Consider the following 26,972-nt stretch of genomic DNA (forward strand, 5'->3'; position numbering starts at 1 on the left):
CAATAAAAAATAGCTACACAGGTAGCCATTTTTTTATTAGTAAATACCTTGGTCGTTATGGCGTTATTAACTGAAGTTAGTGCTAAGTTCTTCAATAGCATCGGCATTTTTATTAACTTCTATGCTTTTGCCAGACACCGCTTCAGCTAATTGGGTGTTGCGCTGAGATATACTGTCAATGTTGTGGATACCATGAGTAATTTGTTCAGCAACCGTTAATTGGTGCTCAGATGCTGTGGCAATTTGTGTTGTCATGTCATTAACATTTTGGATATTGTCAATAATATCTTGCATGGCGCTTTTTATAGTTTTTGATTCAATAGAGCACTCATCAGCATTGGTTTTATTTGACATCATGACTTGATTCCAAGCTTTTAACGTACGTTGTAACTCAGTTACTGATAATTGAATTTGTTCTGTGGCACTTTGTGTTCTACTGGCTAAAGTTCTTACTTCATCGGCAACAACAGCAAAACCTCGTCCTTGCTCTCCTGCTCTTGCCGCTTCTATTGCTGCATTTAATGCCAATAAATTTGTTTGATCGGCAATACCTTGTATTTCACTCATTACTGTTGATATTTTATCAACGTCTGTCACCAATTCAGTGGCATTATTTGCGGCATTTTCAACGTCATTAGCAAGTTGGTCGATCTTCGTTTCAGTGCTTTCAATAGTGGCTATATTTTGTAGACAATCAACTTTAACTTTTGCAACTTTATCATTTGTTAACGATGTGCTCTCGCTTACTTCGTTTATGGTTTTACTCATTTGCGCTATGTCTGAAGAAAACTGGCTAATATATTCATTTTCTTCTTTAATACCGCTGAGCATTTCATTCGATGTTTGTGCAAGTTCATCTGCCAGCTTGGCTAATCTTCTGCCTGAGTCATTACTTCGGCCTAATACTGTTTTTATTCTGGCTTTATATAGTTCAGCAGGATAATTAATAATATTAAGAATGCCTTTGCCTAAATAGACATGGCGTGAAGGGCTATCAAACATTGCTTTTGTTTTATTTAAATGCCCCGGTATTTTTATTAATTCTTCGGAAAATATAACGACAATTAATGCGATACAAGCTAGCAGTATAAGCGATGAGGTTAAGCTGCCAGAGATCAGCAAGTTTGTTACCATTGCTACGACCACACAAATAAGTGCAGCAAGCCGTTTAAGTGGAATGTTAGCATGCAAGTCTACAATAGAATTATTACTGTTTAGCGTGTCGTAAAGTAATTGGGCCTCTTTTTTTTGCTGAACAGTTGGAAAAGCACGAACTGATTGATAGCCAGTAATTTTTCCTTTATCAAGTAAAGGAGTTACATAAGCGTCTACCCAGTAATAGTCGCCATTTTTACAACGGTTTTTAACCATGCCACGCCATGAATCTCCCCGTTTTAATTTTTCCCATAAATCTTTAAATGCAGCCTTTGGCATATCAGGATGACGAACAACGTTATGATGTTGGCCGATTAATTCTTCAAGGCTGTAACCAGCCACTTCACAAAACTCAGGGTTAGCATAGGTAATAATACCGTTTAAATCGGTTGTGGAAACTAGTTGCTCTTGTTCGGTGAAGGTACGTTCTACATTGGTGATATGACTCATTATTCCATCGTCCTTGTGAAGGTTTGTTCTTAACTTTGAAGTACTATTATAAATAACAATAGACTCTTTTTTAGAATTAACAATAGAAAAATGTAGTTTTGTGTTGTAACAAATTGTTTTGACTAGTTTAGGGTAAGGTCATAATAAATATAAATAAAAACACCTGATGGATTCAGGTGTTTTAAGGTGTATTTTGAGCTTATAACTATGCGGTAGTTTAAGCTTTATTGGTAGTAGGCTAAACAGGCTTCTACTTCATTTTTCGAGCCCATAATAACTTCAACTCGTTGGTGAATATCTGTTGGCTGTATATCCATAATGCGACCTTTGCTGGTCATAGCTAAGCCACCGGCTTGTTCAATTAAGAAGCTCATTGGGTTGGCTTCATACATTAAACGCAATTTATAAGGTTTTTCTGGGTTTTTATTATCAGCAGGGTAAGTAAATAAACCGCCTCGTGTTAATACACGATGAATATCGCCAACCATAGCGGCAATCCAGCGCATGTTGAAGTTTTTACCGCGTGGCCCGGTATCACCTGCAACTAAGTCGTTGATATAATTTTGCATAGGCGCTTGCCAAAAGCGTTGGTTAGACATATTAATCGCAAACTCTTGCGTATCTTGTGGCACCTGCACATTACGCTCAACCAGAGAAAATCCGCCGTGTGTTCTATCTAAAACATAAAAGTGCGTGCCTTTACCTGTGGTCATTACCAACATGGTTGCCGGACCATAAAGTACATAGCCTGCACAAATTTGTTTAATACCTGATTGTTTAAACATATCAGGATCACTTGCAGCCATATCAGTAGGTGCTTCATGAATAGAAAATATAGTGCCAACTAAAGAGTTAATATCAATATTTGAACTACCGTCTAGTGGATCAAATGAAACAATAAATTTACCGTTTTTTTCGCCAGCTACAGAAGTATCTTCTTCTTCTGACGATATTGCTTTAACTAAGCCTGACTCTAATAAAATATCTTTAAATAAGTCGTTGGCAACGACATCCAGTTTTTTCTGTACCTCACCTTGAATATTTTCATCAACGGTTGAGCCCATAACATCACTTAAGTGAGACTGACTAACAAGGAAAGAGATCTCTTTTGTGGCCGCTAAAATGGTTTCTATCAATGAAATTAAATCTGCTGGAACTTTATCTTCACGTAAGGTGGGAGCTAATCGTTGCATAGGGTTACCTAATTACTTTAGAGTCATACTCTTATGGCAGAGCATATTGTATTTAATTTTCGACATTTTGCTGTATTATCAAAGCATCGAAAGTGCTATTTAATATCCACTTAACCATAATTTACCTGATAATTAATCAAGTGGGTGTTTGGCAATTATAACAATAATAGGCCGCTATTTAGTACCTCTTATCATTTTAATTTTAGCTCAGGGCTTGGTTTATCTAACGCACTTAGTTTGACTCAAAAAAGGATAAAAAATGAAGTTTTTCATTAAGCTGTTGGTGATTATTACATTTGGCGGTTTTTTAGCACATGCTCAGGCTGAAGCTAAAACCAGTTACGCTGAATTTGTTAAAGGTAAACAAGCTCAACAAGGATACTTTTCTTTTTATCTCGACGATGAAACAGCTAAGGTATACTTGGAAATTGAGCAGTTTGAACAAGAGTTTTTATTTCAGAGTGCCTTGCCACATGGCATTGGTTCCAATGATATTGGCTTAGACCGCGGACAACTTGGCGAAACAAGATTAGTGCGTTTTGAGCGCGTGGGCAATAAAGTTTTTCTGCGACAACTCAATACCTATTTTCGAGCCAATACAAACAACCAGCTAGAACAACAAGCTGTTGATGAAGCATTTGCAAGCTCAATAATTTGGGGCTTTGACGTAAGTTACACCAATGCAGATAACAGTAAAACGCTAATTGATTACACGCCTTTTTTATTATCAGATATACATAATTTATCAGCACAATTGCAACGTACTAAGCAGGGGAGTTATGCGATTGACTCTTCTAGAAGCGGTGTTTATAAAAAACGCACGAAAGCCTTTCCAAATAACACTGAATTAGAAGCAACACTAACTTATAAAGGCAGTAAAGCTGGCGAGTATTTGCGTTCAGTAACCCCCGATGCATCTGCCGTTACCGTAAACTTGCACCATTCATTGATTAAGCTACCTGACGATAATTATAAAACCCGCGAATTCCACCCTTACAGTGGCTTTTGGCAACATGCTTATGCTGATTATGCTAGCGCAATTGATGAACCGTTGATTAAGCGCATTATTCCACGTCATCGTTTAAGTAAGAAAAACCCGCTTGCTAAGGTGAGTGAACCCGTTAAGCCCATTATTTATTATTTAGATGCTGGTGTGCCAGAGCCTGTAAAAAGTGCCTTGTTAGATGGTGCTCGTTGGTGGGATCAGGCCTTTTCTGCTATTGGTTATAAAAATGCGTTTCAAGTGAAGATGCTACCAAGTGACGCCGACCCGATGGATGTTCGATACAATGTTATTCAATGGGTACACAGAGCAACGCGTGGTTGGTCTTATGGTGCTTCGGTTATTGATCCTCGCACCGGCGAAATTATCAAAGGTCATGTAACTTTGGGTTCTTTGCGTGTCCGTCAAGATTACTTAATTGCCTTAGGGTTAACATCGCCATTTAATCGTATTGATACCGATACTTCTGCCATGAAAGAAATGGCTTTAGCACGTATTCGACAATTATCGGCCCATGAAGTAGGGCATACTTTGGGGATAGCGCATAACTTTGCCGCGAGTGTAAATAATCGCGCCTCAGTAATGGATTATCCGCACCCATTAATCACCCTTGAGAATGGCATTATTAGTTTAGACGATGCTTACGCAACGGATATTGGAGTGTGGGATAAATATGTGGTTGCTTATGGTTATGCTGACGTAGCACCCTCAAAAGAAATTTCATTTTTGGCTGAATTGGTTACTAAAACTCAACAAAGTGGTTTGCAATATGTTTCAGATCCAGATGCACGATCACAATCAAGCGCTCATGCAACAGGGCACTTGTGGGATAACGGGGAAGATGCAGCAGCAGAGTTAACACGCGTACTCGAAATAAGAGCGCAAGCACTGGCTAATTTTGGGTTAAACAGCATAAAAATAGACACGCCTATGTCTGAACTTGAGCAAGTGTTGGTGCCTATTTATAATTTTCACCGCTTTCAAGTACAAGCGGCAGCGAAGCTTATCGCGGGTGTCGATTACGGTTATCAATTACGTAGCGAGCAATTTACTAATCTACAAAAAATGGTTTCGGGGAAAGCGCAACTTGCTGCTCTTGATGCATTAATCGCTACCATTTCAACAAAAACATTAACGTTACCCGCTAGAATAACGGCATTGATTCCGCCTAAGGCATACGGTTATAGCCGTAACAGAGAAAGTTTTACTAGCCAAACAGGCTTAACGTTTGATGCCATTAGTGCAGCTCAAGCAAGTGCCAAACATACGCTTTCGCTATTACTAAACGCTGAACGGTTAGCGCGCTTGCAACAACAAACCATGCTTGATGAAGATATTCCATCTGTTGGCTTTGTATTAGATAAGTTAGTAAAAAGCACTGTGATGTCAGCACCTAAAGCCTCAACAGAACTTTTAGTGCAACAACGTGTAAATCAGCAGTTTATTGAGCATTTATTAGCGCTTTGGCACAATACAAATGTAGTGCCAGAAGTTCGATCAGAAGTGTATTTAACATTAACAAATTTAACCCAATGGTTATCTGATAAACGCAGTACGCGAAAATATAAAGGCTACCAAGCTCACTTTTTGTTACTAGCACAACAAATAAATTACAGCCTTGCGCATGACAAATCGTTTACGCCGGCGTCAAAAATAACCTTACCTCCAGGTTCGCCTATTGGTGGCTATTAATTACTTAATAATTATGAATTAGTTACCTAACCTGAACTCTGGATAATGAGTGCTTGAAACTCAAGTGAACCAAAAGCTTAGGTAATAAAGTAAATGCTATAGCCAGGTGAACATCACGAATAGATATCATCAATGCTTCATTTTATGCCATTTCCAAGGCAAAACGTTTATGAATAGCGCGCTATTTATAAACGTTTTAACGCAGAAAATGGATTAAAAGGGAACATTGAGCAAGTGCTGCTTATCCAGAGTTCAGGTTACCTATATAGGCTAGTCGTTAACCGTTGAACAGCGATAGAGGCACTTTCTAGATAATAATTGAAAATGCCTCAGCCTCAGTTTCAACCTAAACTATGTGTTAGCCAAAAAAGCTATTCCAAGGTGAAAATATGACAGATAATTCAAGCTTTAATGTTGCGCTGCTCGGCATACCATTTGATGATAATTCTTCTTTTGAACGCGGCCCAGCACTCGCGCCCGGTAAAATTCGTGAAGTACTTAATAATGGCTCACTTAATGGTGCGACGGAATTAGGTGTTAACCTGCGAGAGTCAGCACTTTGGCTTGATGCGGGCGATGTTAACATTGCAGCAGCAGATAACTTTATTAACAATATAGAGCAACGATGTGATGAGTTACTGGCTCAAAATACGCGCTTATTAAGCTTAGGTGGTGATCATAGTATTAGTTATCCACTCTTAAAAAGTTATCGTAAATTTTTTGATAAACTGTCGATTTTACACATAGATGCTCATTCAGACCTGTATGACTCTTTTAAAGGTAATCGCTACTCGAACGCTTGTCCTTTTGCCCGGGTTATGGAAAACGGTTTGTGCGATCGTTTAGTACAAGTGGGTATTCGAACTTTAAACTTGCACCAAAATGAGCAAATAAAAAAGTTTAATGTTGAGTCTTTAGAAATGAGAAACTGGCCATTAGCTCAACCTTTAGTATTTGATCATCCCGTATATTTATCTTTAGATATTGACGGTATTGACCCGGCATTTGCACCCGGTGTATCGCACAGAGAGCCGGGTGGTTTAACAACCCGTGAAGTTATTAACTTGATCCATCAAATTAATATGCCATTAGTTGGTGCTGATATAGTTGAATTTAATCCAAATAAAGATATCGACAATATGACCAGCCAATTAGCCGCAAAATTAGTAAAAGAAGTTGCAGGTAAAATGCTGCAGGCTAATGCTTAAGTGCTGTTGTAAATCTGTAAATCTTACGTTGGCTATCTTTGCTGTAAAACAATACCCTTCAAACCTCTAGTATTAGCAGCAACACTAAATACGTTTTGCTGCTATTAGTATTTATTTTTTAAGTAAATGTATCTCTAGAAAACGTTCTATCGAGCTTAAGGTATTTAATCTGTTTTTTTCAATACTCAAATGGTGATTACCATTCTCAAGCTCAATATACTCGACTTCTTTATTTTTCTGCGTTAACGCTTGATACATTTTCTGACTGTGCTCTACCGGCACCACTGTATCAAGATCACCATGAATGAGCATGACAGGAATATTTATACTCTTGGCAAAGTTAATGGGGGAATTTTTTTCGAGCACGTCAGCATCATCACCAATTTGTTTTTCTACTACTTTATGATTGGTAAAGTTGCGCGATTTTCTTAGCAGATATTCTAAGTCAGATACGCCTGCAAAGCTGACAGCACATTTAAAAATACTTTGTTGTGTAGCTGCTGCCATTAGCGCCGCATAACCACCGTAGCTAGCGCCAACAATACAAATATTGTTTTTGTCGACTTGATAGTTCTTACTTAACCAGATTGCAGCGTCAGCTAAGTCAGTTTGCATCGCACCACCCCAACTTTGTATAGCAGCAGTTTCAAATTTGAACCCATAACCAGAAGAGCCCCTAAAATTAGGCTCTAATACTAGATAGCCACGACTAGCAAAAAATTCAGAAAACCAATCGAATCCCCCGTAAGTTCGGCTCATGGGACCTCCGTGAGGAATAATAATAGCAGGGCGATTTTCTTCGGCTAAATGTTCTGGTAATGTCAAATAAGCTTCTATTGTTAAGCCATCGCTGGCTTGATAGGTTTTTTTAGTTTTTCCTCTTAGATTGGTTTGGTTTAACTGAGGATATTGATAGATAAGTGGTTGTAACTCTCCAGAGTCTCGATCACCAAAATAGTACCTCCCTGCAGACTCCATACTCGATGTATGTAATATATATTGGCGCTCATTTTCGCTGAAGCTAGTAATGTGTGTGCTTGAATTTGGAAATGCCTGATTTAATGCTTGTTGAAATTTTTCATAATCAGGGTTGAAGTAAATTTTATTATCTTCAGACTCGCCATGATAAACACCGATCACATCGTTGCTCAAACGCGAGTATATTAAACCACCTTCAATGTCGTAGTCTTTATCCGCATAAATTAGAGTTTGAGGCAAATCTACTTGGCTAAGGTCAACGGTAAAGATGGCATAGCGGCCTTGATGATCTGCTCTTATATAAAGTTCATCAGGGTTTAAACCAAAGCCGAGAGGGGTAATGTCTGGTGCATCAAAAATCTCATAATCCCATATTCTTCGCCATTTCTTACTTTTTAGATCAAAGAGAGTGTAAAAGATACGTGTTTCATCAATACCAAAACCTAATCTAACCCTATGTTGTTGGTCAGTCATCCAATGAGTTATGTCATTCCTGCCACGCACGAGTCGTGATCTTGTATTTTTTCTCTCTAAATTAATTTTATATACATCTGGGTAATTACCATTCTTATAATCAATTTCCATTAAAATATGATTAGGCTCGTTAGGTAAAATATCTATTATGGTGTTTTGGTATTGCGCGAATCGCTCTCCGTTTTTAGGTACGCTGACTTGGCGCATTTTTTCTGATCCATCAATCTTTATTTTATATAAACGTGCTTCTGTATACTTTCGATGCATACGATGTACTGGATAATGAGCACTGATAAGTAACATTTCATTATTTGCCCAGCGAAACCAATCAATTTTAAATTTTTCATTATCCGTGTAAGTAATAAAATTGGTAGTTTTCTTAAGTCGGTCAGTTACACCTATATAAGTTGCACCTTCATGATTGCGTATAAATGCAATGAAATTACCATCTGGAGACAGTCTCATTTGAGTTGCAACAGGTAATTTACCATAGGCTTCGAGTGGTGTTTTTTCTGCAAAAGCAGTAAAGCTGATATAGAGCGATAGCAATATTATTATGCGGTTCATAGGGGCTGAAATTGTGTTTATTTTGTTAATAGAGTACCAGAAAATATTTATAAATTAATACCTTTGATTGATTTTAAGGCAATAAAAAACGGTACAGAATAGGAAGGTATTCTGTACCGCTGTGCAAAAAGTAAATACTGTGAAGTTAACCGTGCACAAAAATTTAATCGTTAAAGCTTAGTTAAAGCTTAGTTAAAGCCGAGTAACCAAAACTAAGTAGCCTACACTTAGTAGCCCAAACTTATAAACGTTGTGTCTTTAATGGCGTTTCGTGAATAGCTAATTGTTCAGTTTCTTTATGATCAGCTGCGTTATCTTCAGTTTTGTATTGCTTATCATTAATCTGCTCAATATTTACTAATGGTTTTTTTGATCGCATTAGCACTACTAGGTTACCCACTAAGATGAATAGCAAACCAACCATGGTATAGGTTGTCCAAGCGAAATCTTCTACAATTGTTGAAATAATCACGGCAACCGCGGGGAACATAACTGATGCATATGACGCTTTATGTGCGCCAATACGATTGAGTAAGGTTAAGTAACTAGCAAAGGCGATTACTGAGCCAAAAATAGCTAAGTAGAGTAATGAAATGACATACGAGAAGGTATAGTCAAAGCTGAAACTTTTACCCTGTAAGATAAAAATTACTGCCATAGAAATTGCTCCGTAAGCCATGCCCCAAGCCATAGCCGGTAAAAGTGGTAAGTTTTGCTTTTGATTTCGCATCGAAATCATGTTGCCAGTAGAAGCAACTGCAGTCCCTGTTATACAAAACCCCAAACCTAATAAGGTTTCTGCACCAAATTGCGTATCACTTATCTGCGGCCAAAAGAGTGTAATTATACCGAATAAGCCGAGTGCGCCACCAAGGTACACTCGATGAGTTATTTTAGTGCCATACCAAATACGGGCATTGAAAACATTAAAAAACATGATCATTGAAAAAGCGATACACGTTAGTGCTGAGTTAATATGCTGTTGTGCTGAGTAGAGCAAATAATAATTAAAGCTGAATAGCGTTAGTCCAAAAAAGAAAAATTGCAGATGATTACGAAATGAAAAATTTACAGTTAAGCCTTTAACTTTACAGTAAGAAAACAAAATAATCGCAGCCAGTGCAAAACGATAAACGATAGAAGCTTCGGGTGCTACATTGCCAAGTTGGTAATTAATAGCGATCCAAGTTGAGCCCCATATCAACACGGTGATTAGGTATAAAAATGTGTTGTTCATTTGTAATTCCTCAGCATTATTAGCTGCAAAGTTTTTGTGAAAAAAACTAAGTAATACGAAAATAGCTATTTGTTTTATAAATAACGAATAATTAGCAAAGCGTAGACATTTTACCTTTTTGTTGTTGTAATAACATATACAGAAAAATGAAAATGAAACCTATACAGTTATGCGGCTAATTGACAAATCTTCTTCCGACTTTTTATATCAGCAGGTTATCGACTTCGTTGAGCAACAGGAAAAAACGGGGGCTATTCGCCCAGGAGATAAGTTACCTAGCTTACGTAAACTGAGCCAACAATTTGATATAAGCGTGCCTACTGTTAAGCAGGCTTACCTTGAGCTTGAACGCCAAGGTAGCATTTATGCTCGCCCGCAATCTGGATATTATTTACAAGCAAAGCAGGCACGAACGTTAATGCCAATGCGTGCAAAGTGGGCAGGTGGTGAACCTACAGAAATATCATGTCGAAGCTTAATAGAGCAAGTTTATGATGCTGTGCATATGCCAGACTCCGTAGCTTTAGGTATTTCAAATCCGGTTAATGCACACCCACCAGATAAAACGCTTGCGAGATTAATGCGCTCTGTTCTGAGCAAGGTTTCTGAAAAAGCAGTAAGTTATGGGCCAATTAACGGTGATCCTAAATTACGTTTAAATTTAGCTTTTCGTTATCAAGAGCAGGGTGTATCGGTTAATCATGAAGATTTAATTATTACTAATGGCGCACAAGAAGCGCTATGTATCGCTTTGCAATGCGTGGCTGAGCGTGGAGATGTTATTGCCGTTGAATCACCTTGTTTTTTTGGACTAATTGAGCTGATCGAGAGCTTGGGTATGAAAGCCTTAGAAGTTTATACCTGCACAGAAGAAGGCGTCTGTGTTACTGAATTAGCTAAGGTTATCAAACAACATCCAATTAAAGCCTGTTTGTTTTCAACGGCCATTAGTAATCCTCTAGGATCAATGATGACCAATAACCAGCGACAAACCATGGTAAGGTTGCTGGAAAACAATAATATCGCGTTAATAGAAGATGAAGTGTATAGCGACTTATACTTTACTGAACATCGACCTGTACCTGCACAGTTATATTCAGAAAAAGGCTTAGTGTTAACCTGTTCATCTTTCTCAAAAACGGCTGCGCCGGGCTATCGAGTTGGTTGGTTATTACCGGGTAAGTTTGAAGAAAAAGCTAAGCGAATAAAGCGAGCGCAATCGTGTTCAACGTCAATGCTACAACAGTGGACAATCAGTGATTATTTAATGACCGGTGAATACGACCGGCACTTACATGTACTCAGGAAAACCTTGCGATATAACTGCGAACGTATGCGCGCATTAATTGCTCAACACTTTCCAGAGCAGGTGTGTATTTCAAAACCTAAAGGCGGCAGTGTGTTATGGGTTAGGTGTCGTTCTCATGTTGATACCCGCCAGCTATTTAACCAAGCCATTTCACAAGGTGTTAATTTTGCACCCGGCGAAATTTTTTCGCCCTCAGGCAAATATAAAAACTATATGCGTATTAGTTATGGTGTGCAGTGGAGTGATAAAATTGAACATGCAGTGCAAGCACTTGGCAAACTCGTTCATGAATACCCTGAAACTGAAATATAAGAGGAAAAACCAGCCGTGACCGAACACAGCACAAAAATTTCATTAGGTTTAATTTTACCCTTACTTGCCGCTATTATTGCTGTTTCTCCTTTGGCTATCGATATGTATCTTCCTGGTATGCCAGAAATTGCTGAATATTTTTCAACAAAAATGCCATTAGTTCAAAACAGTCTTAGCGTTTATTTACTCGGTTACGCTGTTGGCTTGCTTGTATTTGGCCCTATGGCAGATAAATACTCACGCAGGCGATTAGTAATGATAGGCTTGCTTGGTTTTATTTTGACGACCTTAGCGTTAACCTTCGCACAAAATATTGAACAATTTATTGCATTACGCTTTATGCAAGCCTTTATCAGTAGCGCCGCGACTGTAGTTGTACCAGGTATTATTCGACAACTTTACGGTAAAGATACAGCCAAAGGTTTATCTTATGTCAGTATGATCATGATGTTGGCACCTATGATTGCACCAAGTATTGGCAGTTTATTGTTGATCGATAGTTGGAAAATGATTTATTATGCCTTAGCGACTTATGCCACCTTAATTTTTATTTGCAGTTATTTCTATTTACCTGATGTTAAAACCCTTAAATCAAGCGTGAATTATAGCATTGCCAAACGTTATAAAATTGTTTTTAGTAATCGTGCAGCGCGATTTGATCTGCTAAGTATCGTATTAATATCATTAGCATTTTTTAGTTATATAACCGCTATTCCCTTTGTATATTTAACGGTGTTTGAGGTATCTGAGTTCGAGTTTAGTTGGTTATTTGGGCTTAATGTTTTTGGTTTAATGATCGCACACTTTATCAATACGCGACTAGTGAGCAGAATGGGCTCGAGGAAAATGCTTTACAGTGGTGTTGCTCTTTCAGTGTTAGCGGCTACTAGCTTATTAATCGCCTATGTTTTTTCGTTATCGTTAATGTATTACGTTTTGTCTGTTTTACCGTTAATGGCAAGTTTATCGATGATTTCGGTTAATGCTGATGCACTGGTTTTACAAGAATTTGCCGAACATGCTGGTACTGCTACTGCGGTAAATGGTACTTTGCGCTTTGGTATTGGCGCATTAGCGGGGCCAATTTTAGCGCTGTTTTACGATGGTAGCACTTTACCTTTTGTATTATTAATGGTGGTGCCAGTTTATTTGGTCTTGATATGTCAGTTACTTCAAAATAAGAGAAATAAAGCCATAGTTTAAAGTTACACTCAAACAACTTAACAGGCCTTGCTGAATAACAATAAAAATAACAAGGTTTAAGCTAATATTTTAAGAGAAATACAGACATTAAGTCGAAGATTATCTTAAATAACAATTGAAATGAACATTCAAAATTGTGGTATTTAAGCTGTTTTCTTTACGCTTTCGTACTTAAGTTTTCACATTTAGGTGTTCGAATGTAAATTGTTGCTTTCTTCCGCCGCCTTTAATTCAACTTGTTGTAAGCGCCACTTCTTTCGCTCGGCGTAATAATGGTCCCAAACACAAGGGTTACATGCACCGCCGCCACAACAATCGTCGTCAGCAGGTGGGGTAGGTTTTTCGAATAATTCAGTCATTATTTTTTCGTTTGAGTATAGATTTGGAATGATTATAAATAAAAAAAGCCCTGCACGCAGAGCTTTTTGTAAAATAAAAAACTAAGCTTTTATTCGTATTCAGAAAGCTTCTTCTCAAGATAATGGATATTGGCACCACCATTGATGAAGCCTTGATCGCTTAAAATATCTTGATGTAAAGCGATGTTAGTTCTAATGCCGTCAATAACCAACTCGCTCAATGCGTTACGCATACGAGCAATAGCGACATCACGATTATCACCCCAAGTGATCAATTTACCGATCATAGAGTCGTAATGTGGCGGTACAGAATAATCAGCATAAATGTGCGAGTCCCAACGAACACCTAAACCACCTGGCGAATGAAAACGTGTAATTTTACCCGGCGATGGAATAAAAGAACGCGGATCTTCAGCGTTAATTCGACATTCAATTGAATGGCCCGATACTTTTATATCGTCTTGCGTATATGACAAAGGTTGGCCAGCTGCAACACGCAGTTGTTCTTTAATTAAGTCAACACCGGTAACCATTTCTGTAACTGGGTGCTCTACTTGAATACGCGTATTCATTTCAATGAAGTAGAACTCACCATTCTCGTAGAGAAATTCGAATGTTCCCGCACCACGGTAGTTAATTTTGATACAAGCATTACAACAACGCTCGCCAATTTTTGCACGCATTTCAGGTGTAATACCTGGTGCTGGCGCTTCTTCAACTACTTTTTGGTGACGACGTTGCATTGAACAATCACGTTCGCCTAAGTGAATTGCTCCACCTTGACCATCAGCCATTATTTGAATTTCAACGTGACGTGGGTTTTCAAGGAATTTTTCCATGTAAACCATATCATTATTGAAAGTAGAACGAGCTTCAGATTTGGTTAACTGAATTGCTTCAATTAAATCTTCTTCGCTACGAACTACACGCATTCCACGACCACCACCGCCACCAGAAGCTTTGATAATAACCGGATAACCAATGCGGCGACCATGGGCTAAATTAGCTTCAGCATCTGAAGTTAAAGGACCATCAGAGCCAGGTACACAAGGAACACCTGCAGCTTTCATTGCTTTAATGGCAGAAACTTTATCACCCATTAAGCGAATACTTTCCGCCTTAGGACCAATAAATGCAAAACCAGATTTTTCAACTTGCTCAGCAAAATCTGCATTTTCTGCAAGAAAGCCATAGCCTGGGTGAATAGCTACAGCGTCAGTAACTTCGGCAGCAGTTATAATAGCAGGAATGTTTAAGTAACTATCCATTGCTGAAGGCTTACCAATACAAATGGTTTCGTCAGCTAATAGCACGTGTTTAAGGCCTTTATCGGCTGTTGAGTGCACAGCAACCGTTTTAATACCAAGCTCTTTACAAGCGCGTAATATTCTTAAGGCAATTTCGCCGCGATTGGCGATAACAACTTTATCTAACATGAAAATACCCTTAATGGTTGGGCTTATTCAATGATGAATAGCGGTTGATCAAATTCGATAGCGTCTTCGTTTACTGCTAAAATTTGCTTGATAACACCTGATTTATCGGCTTCGATTTGGTTCATCATCTTCATTGCTTCTAGAATACATAATGTATCACCGGCATTAACATGTTGACCTACTTCTACAAACGCTGGAGCGTCAGGCGAGCCTGCTGAATAGAAAGTACCCACCATTGGAGAGCGAACAACGTGACCAGTTACAACAGGAGCTGCAGATTCAGCTGCAACTGGAGCCGCTACAGGTGCTGGGGCTGCTACAGGGGCTGCTTGCATCATAGGTGCAGCTTGCATAACTGTGCCACCACGACTAATACGTACTGACTCTTCGCCTTCAGAGATTTCTAGCTCGTTGATGCCCGACTCTTCAACTAGTTCTATTAATTTTTTTATTTTACGAATATCCATTTGAATACCTTTTTTGATCATCATTAAAATTATGTGTGAAAACTCAAGTGCATTAAGGCACTTGTAGTGGTTATTTATTATTTTCTAAAAAATCTGTTGCTGCTGCTAAAGCATATTCGTAACCCTTAGCACCTAAACCGCTAATTACGCCTACAGCAATATCTGATAAATATGAATGTTGTCTAAAAGCCTCACGAGCATGCACATTTGATAAATGCACTTCAATAAACGGTATGTTTACTGATAATAATGCATCTCTTAGCGCCACACTTGTGTGAGTGAATGCTGCTGGGTTTATAATAATAAAATCTACTTTTTCAAAACTGGCATGTATCGCATCAAGCAACGTGTGTTCAGCATTTGACTGTTTATGACTTAAGCTCACATTTTTCTCATTTGCAATGTCAGTTAAGCTTGCCATAATTTCAGCAAGAGATAACGAACCATAAATAGCAGGTTCACGCTTACCTAACATATTTAAGTTAGGACCATTCAGGACTAAAATGTTAAACTTTGTAGTCATCTTCGGCAAAAACACCTTTATTATTGAGTAATGATAGCATCATGTCATATTTTATCTTGAGATTGTATTAAAATTGGTCTAAAACCAAAATTAAACTCATTTGACGATTATTATAGTGTTTTCGCAGAATATAGCAGCAAAATACTGGTCTAATGACTTGTGAGCTAAAAAAAAGTTATAAATATTAGGTAAGTTGTAATAAATTTACTAAAATAAACGCAATAGGAAATTTAATTAATTCATTGATTTAACTAGGTACTGCTCTGGAAACTGTTAGTTAAATGTTGTCGTGTTCTCTCCTGTTGATCACAAGGAAGAAAATATTAAAACCATATTTAGTTATATTATTGTCATTACTTTGTTGTTTAGTTCCAAAGTGAGTGCAATAAATATTATTTCAAACTTAACAGCTGATACCACTTCATTATCGGTTGCCCAGTTGCGTCGCATTTATTCTATGAGGCAAGTCCATTGGCAAAATGGTATTCCTATAGTCGTTTACGTCTTAGCAAGTAAAAATCCCCTTCATCAACAATTTTGTCGAGAGCAGTTACGTTTATTTCCTTACCAACTTGACCGAATATGGCACAAGCTAACCTTTTCTGGCTATGGTGTAGCGCCGATCGAAGTGGATACACAGCAAGCGCTTATCGAAGCTGTTAAAAACACTAAAGGTGCTATTGGTTACGTGGAAAATATATCGGAGGTCAAGAATGTTAACATCATTAAAGTTGAGGATTAAACCAGCTCATTTTAATCAATCCATCTTTATTTCAGCTTGTAGTTTATGTTTTTCAGTCGGCCTTAATGCTGCTGAGGTTAACGTTGATCCTTTGCAGGTTCATGGCTTTGTGGCACAAGGGATTATTGATGTAGATAATAGTAACTTCGTTAACGAGAGTGAGAATATTTCATTAGAATTAACAGAAGTGGGTATTAACGCTTCATATCAACTCAATGACGACTTTCGCCTTGCTGGACAGGCGGTTTATTTAAATGGTGGTAATAGATATGCAGCAGGTTCAAGAATTGATTACTTACTTCTAGAATGGGATGCTGCACATAACGAAAATTGGCAAACAAGCTTTTATTTTGGACGAGTAAAGAATAATCATTGGCTCTATTCGAGCGCTCGCGATATTCCTTTCGCGCGACCTTCTATTATTATTTCTCAAGTGACTTATTTCGATGGTTTGCGTGATCTAGCTGTCGGTGGTGATGGCGCAGCAGTTAAAGTGAAATATAATAATGACGAATTAGGTGAGTTTGATCTTAACTTTAGCCGAGGGAAGAGCCCTATTTCAGGTAAGCAGGTCGACATAATTGCAGGAAAGCAAGCGCAAGGCCAACTGAAACATGATTTAGATGCGCAATTAAGCATTTATTGGCGTCCTAGTTTTTCGGCTTGGCAGTTTGGTCTGTCTGCTAACGATGCTTCGTTTAGCTACCACTCTGCACAGAAGGATGCATACGTTAATAGTGATTTTACTTTACAATTTTATACCGCCAATGCACTTTATGAAGGTGAGTTCTGGCAGTTAAGTGCAGAAATTATTCAAGAAAGACTTGTAACACAAGGGTTTTATTTCCCTGGTTTTCACCGAGATCAAATAGGTCAAGGTTATTACTTACAGGCTAGGTATCAAGTAGATAACGACTTATCTGTTCAGCTTAGAACTGAAAGGTACTATAGCAATAAAGATGATAAAAATGGCAGCAAGTTAGCGCAAGTTTCTGGCGGGTTAGTTCCATCTTACTTTGCCTTTCACAATGATTTAATGCTTGGGATGTCTTACGATTTTACCAATAATTTTCGAGTAAATGCTGAATATCATTGGGTAGAAGGCACAGCGAGGTTATCGCCTATTGTCCAACCTGATCCTATCGCCAACAATAGCAAAAACTGGCAGGTTTGGGCTATTCAATTTATGTATTGGTTTTAGTGATGAAAATGAGCTTTGTAAGTGTAAGTGTTAAGCTATTCGCACTTGTTGTTAGTGCTTTATTATTACTGAGCTTATCTATTTCTGTATTATCAGTTGCTAGGTTAGATCAAGAGTTTTCTCAATACCAAAGTAATAAATTACGCCAAGGTCATGTTCAGTTTGAAACACAAAGTAAACTTGTTAGAGAGCAAATACGTAGTTGGTTAGAATCTTTTACTGATCTTATTCAGCTTAAAAATCAAAATAACTTTGACCGTGCAGCTCAAGCACTAGAACAGCAGTTTGATGCTCTACAAATTAACCACAATGTTGAAAATATATGGTTAATGTCAGCTGAATTACAACCTATCTATCAATCAGCTCCATATACTCAACAAGTTATGCATAGCGTCAAGAATGTTCAAGAAACTTATGCGCCAGTTCATTACTTAAGTTGTGTAGAGCAATGCCAACAGTTAGTGTCGATTCCTATATTGAATGCTAAAGGAGATATGGCAATTGTTACTATGGCCATATCTTTGGTAGATGTTGTGTATGCGATTAATCAAGCGCTTGAAAACCAAATTGCCATTGTTGCTTTTGATAAGTCACAAGATGTAACTTTAGCACAAGCCAATATTATAACCTCGTCGGCTACACATCTCATGTATGCACTATTTAGATTAAATGAACCCTCTGACTTGTTAGCGACAGTAAAAGAATCAGGCTTGCAAGTTGAGTATCAACAAAATAGCTATTTAATTAATATGTTGGAATTAGCGTCTTCACCGTCGCAAGATTTCTATATGGCACAAGTTGATAATGTCAGCTCTTTTACAGATAAATATCAGACTTATCGCATGCAGTTTATTTTATCTACGCTAACCATTTTTATTATTCTAGCGCTATTAGTAAATTTTGTGGCTGGGCCTTTTACTAAAAGGCTATTAATACTGTCAGATATACTGCCATTACTTGCACGCAAAAAATTTGACCAATTTCGGGCTGTACAAATAACTCAATCAAAAGTTTTTCCTGATGAAATTGATGTATTAATTAATGCCACAACCGATTTAAGCTATGAATTAGAACAGTTAAATATTGAAGTAACACAAAAAACTAAGGAATTAGAGAATATTGCTATGTATGACCTGTTAACAGGCTTACCTAATCGCAATATGCTGAATTTTCAATTACGCAAACAATTAAATAACAAAAGCAGTAATAATGTTAATGTCGGGATTTTATTTCTTGATTTAGATGACTTTAAGAAAGTGAACGATAGTCATGGTCATGGCGAAGGCGATAAGTTATTGGTTGAGGCGGCCAACAGAATAAACCTCAGTGTAACAAATATTGGTATGTCTTGTCGGTTTGGTGGCGATGAGTTTGTTGTTTTATTAAATGAAAACACCTCTAATGAAGTGGCAGAAGAGTTAGCTAAAGCAATTTTAAAAAGCTTTCAAGCACCAATAAAAGTAAACTCGGCAATGTTTTATGTAACTTGTAGTATTGGGATTGCCATGACTGAAGGGCTCGATATAAAAGCGAGTGAGCTTGTAAGCCATGCCGATATTGCTATGTACGAAGCCAAAGAATATGGTGGAGATCGTTACTTTATTTATCATGGAGATATGTTCCAACGTGTCGCTCATCGCGTGATGATGGAAGGGGAAGTTAAACAAGCACTAGCGAAAGGGCAATTTAGTTTAAGTTTGCAGCCTCAATTAGCAGCCAAAACTAACAAAGTTCATGGTTTTGAAGCCTTGTTGCGCTGGAAACACCCTGAGCGTGGAATGGTATCACCTGACGATTTCATTCCATTGTTAGAAAACTCAGAGCATATGATCGATCTAGGTTATTGGGTTATTCGACGCTGTTTTGAACTTTATGATGAAATGCGAGCGGCAGGGCTTGGCGATATCATTATTGCTATCAATTTGTCTGCAGCCCAATTCGCTGATGTAAATTTACATCGCTTCCTAGAAGATTTACTCGAAGAATTTAAATTAAATGCAGAAAACTTTGAACTTGAACTGACTGAACATACCTTGGTGAAAGATATTGATAAAGCTATTGTGACCATGGATGCGCTTAGAAGCATCGGTTTTAGTTTTGCTATTGACGATTTCGGTACAGGTTATTCATCATTAACTTATTTAAAGCGTATGCCTGTTGACGTGATTAAAATAGATAGAAGCTTTATCGTTGGCATGTTAGAAAACCATGCTGATTTTCAAATTATTATGTCAACAATTGCTATGGTAAAAAACTTAGGTTTAACCGTTATTGCTGAAGGCGTAGAAACACAAGCTCAGTTACGCACCTTAACAGAAAATGACTGTGATCTTATTCAAGGTTATTACTTTTCAAAACCTATACCTGAAGCAGACTTAATCGAATTTATTAATCGAGAAATTATTGATGGTAATTGGCGAGTTAATGTAAGTACAAGCTCGTAGTTAAGCTAGTTTACCAGATTTTGCTATTTAAAATAAAAGCGCCAATTGGCGCTTTTATTTTGGAAGTTTATAAAGTATTACCTTACCAGTGAAGGCTTAACGCCTAAGTTTGTTAATCATAATGCAAAGGTTTTATTTACATGAGCAGCAAACTCTTCGGCAGCCATAAACCCTGTCACCCTACGTTGTAGTAATTCGTTAGCGTTTAAGTCAAAGAATAAAATTGATGGTAAGCCAAAAACATCAAAGGTAGACATCAACTCTATACTATCTTTTGAGCCCGTATCGGTTAAATCAACTTGCAATAACACTGAGTTAGAAAGTGCTTTTTGCACATTACTTTCAAAAAAAGTATATTCTTCAAACTCTTTACAGGCTGCACACCAGTCGGCATACAGGTCAACCATAACGGTTTTCCCTTGTGCATTGGCTTTTGCAATTGCTTGATTCATCTCAGTTAGATTCTTAACATGCTCAAATTCAATAAGGTGAGATTGCTTCGACATAGCGGTATTTGTTGTTGGATAAACTAGTTGATAGGCTTTGTTTGCTCCAATAAAGAAGATTAAAAAGATTAAAATGCTGCGCAGACCAAAGCCAAAGGTTTTTTTCGTATCTTGATTAACCGTATAAAAATAACCTGCGGTTGCTAAAATAAGTACCATCCACAATACGTTGATAATAATTACAGGTAAAAAACGTTCAAGTAAAAATATTGGTACGGCGAGTAGTAATAAGCCAAAGATGTTTTTAATTACAGTCATCCAATTACCTGCTTTAGGTAACAGTTTGCCGCCCGAGCTTCCTAATACAAGCAGAGGTAGTCCCATACCTAAACTCAACGCATAAAGCGCTGATGCTCCTAGTAATATATCGCCTGATTGTGAAATGTATAACAAAGCACCTGTTAACGGCGCTGTGGTGCAAGGTGAGGCAACCAAGCCTGAAATAGCCCCCATAACAAGCACACCAAAATAAGAACCACCTTTTTGATTGCTGCTTAACTGATTTAACTTATTCTGCCAACTACTTGGCAATGCTAAATTAAACAGTCCAAACATAGAAAGTGCCAAAAATATAAATAATACACTTAACACGATAAGTACAATCGGGTGCTGAAACATCGCTTGAAATTGCGCACCAGCAATGGCGACAACAATACCGAGTAAAGTGTAAGTAACTGCCATGCCTTGCACGTATGCAAAAGATAAAGCGAAAGCGCGTTTTGTTGAAAGCTTGTTACCTTGGCCGACAATAATGCCGGTTAAAATCGGATACATAGGGAAAACACAAGGGGTAAAAGATAATAGTAACCCCCCGATAAAAAATGCCACGAGTGTTAGCCAAACACTGTCACTTTTTAACATGTCGACTAATTGATGTTGCTCGCTGCTATCAGCTGAACTATCAACTGAATTAGCTGCTAACGCTTTAACCGCTTCGGCATTTGGGCTGTTAAGTGCCGACAAAATATTTTCAGCACTAGTGGTAGAGTTTGTAAAGGCAGTTGTTAATTCAACCTCACTTAAATCAAGCGTTTTCTTTGTTGGTGGATAACATAAGCCTTTATCAGCACAGCCCTGATAACGAATGGTAATATTTGCATCGCTTTTAGCTTCAGTAATATCAATAGTAAAGTCTAGTTGGCCGGTGAATATTTGTTGCACACCAAAAAACTCATCTTCATGATGCTCACCTTCAGGCAATATAACCGGAATAATGGTGGCGTTTTCGGTGGTAAACTTGAACTGATGACGATACAAGTAATAACCATCAGCAATATTAAAGCTAACTTGCAGCTTGTTTTTTTGTTGATGAAAATCAAAAATAAATGCCTTATCAATTTTTAAAAATTCGTCATCATTGCTGAAAAGTGAGGCAGGAGAGCTAAAAATAGATTCCTGAGCATTTGCAATGGGCGACATAGCAAAAGAAAAGCTTGTAAGGATTAACCAAAGAACAGTAACTACTTTTTTCATAACCGTTATTTTAAAACTCGTTGATCCAGTTTACATAAAGATAACCACCTTGCTGGATGTTCAAAGTGATAACGTCAAGAAAGTTGCATAACCGAGCAACTCTAATTTTATTAGTTTACGCTAATATTTTTCATTGAGTAAGGTGTCAGTATAAAGGATACAAACCCAATGAAAATAGTTAAACAGCTTACTTGCTTGAAAAAGACCCGATAACCCCCATATTAGTTTCATTAAAGATTTTTAGGAGCGCTCATGTTTCGCCTGTTATTTATATTTTTTATTATTATTCCTATTATTGAAATCACTGTTTTAATGCAGGTTGGAGCTGTGCTAGGTGTTTGGCCAACTATTGCCATTGTTATTTTAACTGCATGGGTAGGGGCGAAGTATGTTCGACAACAAGGCATAGCAACCTTAAATTCGGTACAAACAAAAATGGCTCAAGGGCAAATGCCCTCTGATGAAATTGTTACTGGCTTAGTATTATTAGTTGCCGGCGTGTTATTAGTTACACCGGGTTTTGTTACTGATTTTCTTGGTTTGAGTTTATTAATTCCCGCGGTGCGACAAACTATTGCGGGCAGTGTTAAATCACATATAAACACTAACAGTGCCCAACAGCAAAGTTTTCACTTTAATGACCAAGGTAACGTTTATGAACATGAAGACGTTTCCGGCCAGAAAGATAGTCCGTTTCAAGCGCATATTCAGCCACCCCACAAAGCACAAACGTTAGATGGTGAATTTGAGCGTAAAGATTAAAAAATATAACCCGATGGGCTTGTGAAGTTTTATTTAATCCCCATCTCTGAAACAACAAAATTAAAACCCTAAATTTAATTATTAAATTGAACATCTCAGGAGATAGAAATGAGTATTCGTCCATTACACGATCGTGTGATCATCAAACGTAAAGAAATAGAGTCAAAGTCTGCCGGCGGTATCGTATTAACAGGTAGTGCGGCTGAAAAATCAACACGTGGTGAAGTAGTTGCTGTAGGCAAAGGTCGTATGCTAGAAAACGGCGACGTGCGCCCACTAGATGTAAAAGTTGGCGATCAAATAATCTTCAGTGAAGGTTACGGCATGAAAACTGAAAAAATTGACGGTGAAGAAGTACTAATTTTGTCAGAGTCTGACATTTTAGCCATCGTTGAATAATTAATAATTTTCTACTCATTTTATTGTACGGATTAAGTTCGGTACAAAACAGAATATAAGGAACCATGAAAATGGCAGCAAAAGACGTATTATTTGGTAACGACGCCCGCGCAAAAATGCTTAAAGGCGTTAACGTACTAGCAGATGCAGTAAAAGTTACATTAGGTCCAAAAGGCCGTAACGTAGTGTTAGATAAATCATTTGGCGGCCCAACAATCACTAAAGATGGTGTATCTGTTGCGAAAGAAATCGAATTGGAAGATAAATTCGAAAACATGGGCGCACAAATGGTGAAAGAAGTTGCTTCTAAAGCCAATGATGAAGCTGGTGACGGTACAACTACGGCGACTGTATTAGCGCAAGCGATTGTAAACGAAGGTTTAAAGTCGATTGCTGCAGGTATGAACCCAATGGATCTTAAACGTGGTATCGACAAAGCAGTTATTGCTGCCGTTGAAGCACTTAAAGGTTTATCGCAAGAATGTGCTGACAACAAAGCCATTGAACAAGTAGGTACTATCTCTGCTAACTCTGACGAAACTGTTGGTAAAATCATTGCTACAGCAATGGAAAAAGTAGGCACTGAAGGTGTTATTACTGTTGAAGAAGGCCAAGCATTAACTGATGAGCTAGACGTTGTTGAAGGTATGCAGTTTGACCGTGGTTACTTATCACCATACTTCATTAACAACCAAGAAAGTGGTGCGGTTGAATTAGAAAACCCATTCATTTTATTAGTAGACAAAAAAGTATCAAACATTCGCGAATTGCTAACAACACTTGAAGGTGTTGCTAAAGCAGGTAAGCCACTATTAATTATTGCTGAAGATGTTGAAGGCGAAGCGCTTGCAACATTAGTAGTAAACAACATGCGCGGTATCGTGAAAGTTGCTGCAGTTAAAGCACCTGGTTTTGGCGACCGTCGTAAAGCTATGTTACAAGACATTGCTACATTAACTGCTGGTACTGTAATTTCTGAAGAAATTGGCATGGAGCTTGAAAAAGCAACATTAGAAGATTTAGGTCAAGCAAAACGTGTTGTTATCTCAAAAGACAACACAACAATTATTGACGGTATTGGTGAAGAAGCTGAAATTCAGTCTCGCGTTGCGCAAATTCGTGGTCAAATTGAAGACTCTTCTTCTGATTACGACAAAGAGAAACTTCAAGAACGTTTAGCTAAATTAGCTGGCGGTGTTGCTGTTATCAAAATTGGTGCTGCTACTGAAGTTGAAATGAAAGAGAAAAAAGCCCGTGTAGAAGATGCATTACATGCAACTCGTGCAGCGGTTGAAGAAGGTGTAGTTGCTGGTGGTGGTGTTGCTCTTGTTCGCGCAGCAGACGCTATTAAAGACTTAGAAGGTATCAACGAAGACCAAACGCACGGTATTAACGTTGCAATTCGTGCTATGTCGGCTCCTTTACGTCAAATCGCGACTAACTCAGGCGACGAAGCTTCAGTTGTATTAAACGAAGTACGTAACGGCGGTACAGGTAACTACGGATACAATGCTGGCAACAGCACTTACGGCGATATGCTAGAAATGGGTATACTTGACCCAACGAAAGTAACACGTAGCGCACTACAATTTGCAGCCTCAGTTGCCGGCTTAATGCTAACAACAGAAGCCATGATCACAGACGCACCAGTGAAAGACGCTGGCGCTGCTGGTGGTATGCCTGATATGGGCGGCATGGGTGGTATGGGTGGAATGGGCGGCATGATGTAATAAAAACATCAAAATAACACCCTAGTAAAATCAATAGCTTACAGTTGAAGTATACAGAAAGGTACACACTAAAGTATCCAAAAGGTACACAAAAGTACACAGTGAATTTAATTAGGTAATTGATTACGCTAATACGAAAATACGAAAGGCGTTGAGTTTAATCTCAGCGCTTTTTTTTGTCTTCTTTATGATGGTAGAAAGGGCTACTAGAGGTCTTGTAAGCTATCTAATTTCTCAAAAAAACGATAGGGGATGATAGTACTGTTATTGTATCCATCATGTTTAATTAATCTGCATAGTCATTTATATTAATTGTGAATCGTAAGATATTAAGGAAGAATTATTCTCTGCGTTAAATAGGTAAGGACTATTGTATTTCAACTATATTGGCTGCTACATTTGATGTCTTTAATTGTTCTAGATAACGTTTAAAAATATGCGCTTACATGTTAATTGTGCTTTAATTATTTAGGGGATTCTGCTGTAGGCGATTTGAGCGTAAGTAGGATATAGTGCTTTCTCTTAAACAATTGCTCATAGTAAATTAGTCGATACCTACTATATTTTTATCGCTGCCTCTATCATTGACCAATTCAAATATTCACTAAAACACATCAAGGGTTATTTATGAGTTTACCTATTCCTGCAACCAATAATTTTAATGTCATGATGTTCTCATTAGGTTTGGTAATGCTTGTGTTTAGCATTGGTTTTTATTACACAAAGGCTGAAGAGTTGAACAAGTTGAACATAGAAGTGTTTAGAGAGTCAGAAAGAGTTGAGTCGAAGTTAGCCGAACAATCAATAATGCGAGAAGGTATTATAAATTTACTGAGTTATATTAAGAATCAAAAATTACCTGAATCATGCAACCATTCAACAAAGTTAGCGCATGCACTTAAAGGAAAAAAAAGTGGTGATTTAGATAATTTCACTCTGTCGATACAAACGTGCTTTGATGATATCACCAGCCTATCTAAGAACTTAAAGAAGCAAGAAGTATTATTTGAATCAATAAAAAATAATATAGAACTTGCTGAGGGACATATTTCTAAGTTTGATAAAGATAGTTCAAAGCTTCGGGATGAAATAACGTCTTTACAAATTAAAACCGACAACTTAGATTCTATGGATTCTAATATAAAATCATTAAGGTTTATCTTAGCAATTTTGATTGTAATTAGTCTGATTCTTATAGGGATTTTTGGAATGAAATGGCTTAGAGTACAAAAAGTATTAGATAATAGGGAAATCAACCGTTCAAGTTGATTGACTTAGTAGCTCATATCTAATCAGGTGGTCTATAATAATAGGCTTCGGCATTTTCTCGCAGGTCGCTTTGAGCAGTGAGTACTATCGGTCAATACAAAGCCTTATTTAAATAAAGTAAGTGTCGATACTAAGCAAAGAAAAGCGCACTGTAAAATATTTGCAGTAATTGAGGTCACATATCGTTTTACAGCCTTTATGTCCTTTAGATTAAAATTAATAGTTATAAGTTGATTTTTAAGTACAACTTAAAGCTCATTAACATTATCTAGAGCTTTATTTACTCAATTAAATTAACAGTAATTATCAATGTTATTAGAAGCTTCATTCCAACCTTAAGAGAGCTTTAAGACCTAGTAATTTACTTAATAATATTATTACAAAGTTAAATGACTATAAGAGCCTAATGTTATCTTAAAGTTAAGCCCCCTTACCCCCAATACTAACTATAAGTGCCCCCTTAATGCGTCTTATAGTAATGATAGTAATGTAGATATATGTAATTAATTCTATGGCTATCTTATAGTTATCTTATAGATATCTTTTTCTTTTCTTTTAGTTTTCTACCCATAGGTGAGGGACATTAATTATTGTTTATTAATCAAGTGTTTAGTGATGGTGTTGAAGTTAATGCTTTTCACTGTAATTTCAGGTGATAGCGACTCGATTAAAGTGTATTTAGCTGTGATATGTAATCAGGTTTCGAGCTTGTAGAGTGCTTTAATAATTTGCCTTCTGTAAGCCATTTTTAGATGTCTTGATTCACCACCAGTATGATTGCCTGCCTAGCCTTTAAAATTACGCTTACAGATCCATTTAGGAAGCTCTAGGGTATCTTTTAGTTGTTAGATAGGCTGCTTATAGCCACATAAAGTAAGTA

Annotated in this window: 20 protein-coding genes; 11 read left to right on the forward strand and 9 right to left on the reverse strand. The window is 37.6% G+C overall.

Annotation, left to right across the window (positions count from 1 at the left end; translation table 11 throughout):
• Positions 1-66: 66 nt before the first annotated feature.
• Both AC27H3_RS16340 and AC27H3_RS16345 read right to left on the reverse strand, forming a co-directional pair.
• Positions 67-1,605, reverse strand: coding sequence for a methyl-accepting chemotaxis protein (locus tag AC27H3_RS16340; RefSeq protein ID WP_487107836.1), 1,539 nt, complete (start codon positions 1,603-1,605; stop codon positions 67-69).
• A gap of 224 nt (positions 1,606-1,829) precedes the next feature.
• A complete protein-coding gene (locus tag AC27H3_RS16345) occupies positions 1,830-2,798 on the reverse strand; it encodes a class 1 fructose-bisphosphatase (protein ID WP_487107837.1) in 969 nt (322 codons plus the stop codon).
• A gap of 259 nt (positions 2,799-3,057) precedes the next feature.
• On the opposite strand from AC27H3_RS16345, the gene AC27H3_RS16350 reads away from it, so the two are divergent.
• Complete coding sequence (locus AC27H3_RS16350; RefSeq protein ID WP_487107838.1) at positions 3,058-5,493, forward strand: zinc-dependent metalloprotease; 2,436 nt, start codon at positions 3,058-3,060, stop codon at positions 5,491-5,493.
• Between the two features lie 389 nt (positions 5,494-5,882).
• Positions 5,883-6,701, forward strand: a complete 819-nt coding sequence (gene speB, locus AC27H3_RS16355; RefSeq protein WP_487107839.1) for an agmatinase — start codon at positions 5,883-5,885, stop codon at positions 6,699-6,701.
• A gap of 111 nt (positions 6,702-6,812) precedes the next feature.
• Here speB and AC27H3_RS16360 read toward each other — a convergent pair whose 3' ends face one another.
• The gene (locus AC27H3_RS16360; protein ID WP_487107840.1) at positions 6,813-8,720 is read right to left on the reverse strand and encodes an alpha/beta hydrolase family protein; all 1,908 of its coding nucleotides are present in this window, start codon (positions 8,718-8,720) and stop codon (positions 6,813-6,815) included.
• A gap of 241 nt (positions 8,721-8,961) precedes the next feature.
• The gene (locus AC27H3_RS16365; protein WP_487107841.1) at positions 8,962-9,957 is read right to left on the reverse strand and encodes a DMT family transporter; all 996 of its coding nucleotides are present in this window, start codon (positions 9,955-9,957) and stop codon (positions 8,962-8,964) included.
• A gap of 169 nt (positions 9,958-10,126) precedes the next feature.
• Between AC27H3_RS16365 and AC27H3_RS16370 the strand changes: the two genes are divergently transcribed.
• Positions 10,127-11,578 (forward strand): aminotransferase-like domain-containing protein, encoded by a 1,452-nt coding sequence (locus AC27H3_RS16370; RefSeq protein WP_487107842.1) that lies wholly within the window; start codon positions 10,127-10,129, stop codon positions 11,576-11,578.
• Between the two features lie 15 nt (positions 11,579-11,593).
• Positions 11,594-12,781 carry a multidrug effflux MFS transporter gene (locus AC27H3_RS16375; RefSeq protein ID WP_487107843.1) on the forward strand — a complete coding sequence of 396 codons (1,188 nt, stop codon included), beginning with the start codon at positions 11,594-11,596 and terminating at the stop codon, positions 12,779-12,781.
• Positions 12,782-12,966: 185 nt separating this feature from the next.
• Here AC27H3_RS16375 and AC27H3_RS16380 read toward each other — a convergent pair whose 3' ends face one another.
• The 4 genes from AC27H3_RS16380 to aroQ all read right to left on the reverse strand — a co-directional run bounded on the left by AC27H3_RS16380 (position 12,967) and on the right by aroQ (position 15,566).
• Positions 12,967-13,140, reverse strand: coding sequence for an oxidoreductase-like domain-containing protein (locus AC27H3_RS16380; protein ID WP_487107844.1), 174 nt, complete (start codon positions 13,138-13,140; stop codon positions 12,967-12,969).
• Positions 13,141-13,229: 89 nt separating this feature from the next.
• Positions 13,230-14,576: an acetyl-CoA carboxylase biotin carboxylase subunit gene (gene accC, locus AC27H3_RS16385; RefSeq protein WP_487107845.1), complete on the reverse strand. Its 1,347-nt coding sequence runs from the start codon at positions 14,574-14,576 to the stop codon at positions 13,230-13,232.
• 23 nt (positions 14,577-14,599) lie between these two features.
• Positions 14,600-15,043 (reverse strand): acetyl-CoA carboxylase biotin carboxyl carrier protein, encoded by a 444-nt coding sequence (gene accB, locus AC27H3_RS16390; protein WP_487107846.1) that lies wholly within the window; start codon positions 15,041-15,043, stop codon positions 14,600-14,602.
• A 70-nt stretch (positions 15,044-15,113) separates the two neighbouring features.
• Positions 15,114-15,566: a type II 3-dehydroquinate dehydratase gene (gene aroQ, locus AC27H3_RS16395; protein WP_487107847.1), complete on the reverse strand. Its 453-nt coding sequence runs from the start codon at positions 15,564-15,566 to the stop codon at positions 15,114-15,116.
• Positions 15,567-15,855: 289 nt separating this feature from the next.
• Between aroQ and AC27H3_RS16400 the strand changes: the two genes are divergently transcribed.
• The 3 genes from AC27H3_RS16400 to AC27H3_RS16410 are packed head-to-tail and all read left to right on the forward strand — an operon-like array spanning position 15,856 to position 19,953.
• A complete protein-coding gene (locus AC27H3_RS16400) occupies positions 15,856-16,308 on the forward strand; it encodes a type 2 periplasmic-binding domain-containing protein (protein ID WP_487107848.1) in 453 nt (150 codons plus the stop codon).
• Positions 16,280-17,509, forward strand: coding sequence for a hypothetical protein (locus AC27H3_RS16405; RefSeq protein ID WP_487107849.1), 1,230 nt, complete (start codon positions 16,280-16,282; stop codon positions 17,507-17,509). Before AC27H3_RS16400 ends, AC27H3_RS16405 begins: the two co-directional genes overlap by 29 nt.
• Positions 17,510-17,517: 8 nt before the next feature.
• Complete coding sequence (locus AC27H3_RS16410; protein ID WP_487107850.1) at positions 17,518-19,953, forward strand: bifunctional diguanylate cyclase/phosphodiesterase; 2,436 nt, start codon at positions 17,518-17,520, stop codon at positions 19,951-19,953.
• Positions 19,954-20,069: 116 nt separating this feature from the next.
• Here the strand turns inward: AC27H3_RS16410 and AC27H3_RS16415 are convergent, their stop codons facing one another.
• On the reverse strand, positions 20,070-21,932 hold the full coding sequence (locus AC27H3_RS16415) for a protein-disulfide reductase DsbD (RefSeq protein WP_487107851.1): 1,863 nt from the start codon (positions 21,930-21,932) through the stop codon (positions 20,070-20,072).
• Positions 21,933-22,184: 252 nt separating this feature from the next.
• Here AC27H3_RS16415 and AC27H3_RS16420 point away from each other — a divergent pair, with 252 nt between their 5' ends.
• The 4 genes from AC27H3_RS16420 to AC27H3_RS16435 all read left to right on the forward strand — a co-directional run bounded on the left by AC27H3_RS16420 (position 22,185) and on the right by AC27H3_RS16435 (position 26,092).
• On the forward strand, positions 22,185-22,694 hold the full coding sequence (locus AC27H3_RS16420) for an FxsA family protein (protein WP_487107852.1): 510 nt from the start codon (positions 22,185-22,187) through the stop codon (positions 22,692-22,694).
• A 108-nt stretch (positions 22,695-22,802) separates the two neighbouring features.
• The gene (locus AC27H3_RS16425; protein WP_085305830.1) at positions 22,803-23,093 is read left to right on the forward strand and encodes a co-chaperone GroES; all 291 of its coding nucleotides are present in this window, start codon (positions 22,803-22,805) and stop codon (positions 23,091-23,093) included.
• Positions 23,094-23,164: 71 nt separating this feature from the next.
• Positions 23,165-24,823 carry a chaperonin GroEL gene (groL, locus tag AC27H3_RS16430; protein ID WP_085305832.1) on the forward strand — a complete coding sequence of 553 codons (1,659 nt, stop codon included), beginning with the start codon at positions 23,165-23,167 and terminating at the stop codon, positions 24,821-24,823.
• Between the two features lie 627 nt (positions 24,824-25,450).
• Positions 25,451-26,092 carry a hypothetical protein gene (locus tag AC27H3_RS16435; RefSeq protein WP_487107853.1) on the forward strand — a complete coding sequence of 214 codons (642 nt, stop codon included), beginning with the start codon at positions 25,451-25,453 and terminating at the stop codon, positions 26,090-26,092.
• The last annotated feature ends 880 nt before the right edge of the window (positions 26,093-26,972 follow it).

The sequence above is a fragment of the Colwellia sp. NW0002-52-1 genome (assembly GCF_057550865.1).